Source organism: Yinghuangia sp. YIM S10712 (genome assembly GCF_051388935.1).
Lineage (GTDB): Bacteria > Actinomycetota > Actinomycetes > Streptomycetales > Streptomycetaceae > Yinghuangia.
In genome coordinates, this window is record NZ_JBPKBI010000074.1 from 1 (window position 1) to 920 (window position 920).

The following is a 920-nucleotide window of genomic DNA, read 5'->3' on the forward strand; positions in this document are numbered from 1 at the left end:
CTCCCCACCTTCGGAAGCTGCTCCACACGACCCACGTTCAGCCACGTCTTCTTGAAGATCGCCTCACGCTCGGCCTCGTAGTGCTCCGGCGAGATCGAGTCCTCATACGACGTAGGCGCCGTGTCGATCTTGAAGTGCTCGGTCCAACTGCCCTCAGCGGGCTTCGGGAAAAATGCCATGGATCTGATCCTCCGGTCAGGTCACTACCGCTCACGGGCAATGCTGTTTGCTTCAGATGAGAATGCCATTCTCACGAGGGAAGAACAACCCCAGGGAAGCGAGCATCGTCCGTCCATGCCGACGGACCCCGGCGGGGCGAGGCCGTCGCCGGTGAAAATAAACGAGAACGTATACTTAAGTCAACGGCCCCGGCCCGACCGACGGGCGGCCCGACCGGCACCCTTCACGCGGAAGGTCACGCGGCGGTCACCGGGAACGCGAACTTCTCCATGCGGGCACGCCGGGCCGGCGGGATGGGCGTCGGGCCCGCGTCGGTCACGTGGACCATCACGGTCTCGCTCAGGCCGACACACGTGTCGTCGAGGAACAGGCCCAGGCCGTACTGGTACGACGATCCCCCGAAACGGATCACCCCGGCCCCGATCCGGTAGCTGCCCGGGTACGGCGCCTCGCTGAGGTAGCGGACCGTGGTCTCCAGGACGAGAAGGCGGAACTCCGCCTCCCCCGACACGAGTTCGTCGCCGTACATGAGGCGGTTCAGGTTGACCCGGGTGTCCTCGTAGAACGTCGTGATCGCGGCATTGTTGAGGTGCCGCTGCACGTCCATGTCGGAGAACCGGGCCTCGATCCGGTGCACGAACGGGTAGTTGTCCAGGACCAGCCGGGCGGGGTCGGATTCTCTGCGCTCACTCATGCGGTCAGAATGCCGTACGCTCCGCGCCGCCCCGAGCGTGGGGGGG

General features: G+C 65.4%; 1 protein-coding gene. It reads right to left on the reverse strand.

The features are described from left to right. Positions 1-415: 415 nt before the first annotated feature. Positions 416-874 (reverse strand): acyl-CoA thioesterase, encoded by a 459-nt coding sequence (locus ACRX5W_RS33255; protein WP_436792125.1) that lies wholly within the window; start codon positions 872-874, stop codon positions 416-418. Between the last annotated feature and the right edge of the window lie 46 nt (positions 875-920).

Bases quoted from the DNA above. Each gene is read 5' to 3' on its own strand.
- ACRX5W_RS33255 (WP_436792125.1), bottom strand. From the start codon at position 874: ATGAGTGAGCGCAGAGAATCCGACCCCGCCCGGCTGGTCCTGGACAAC.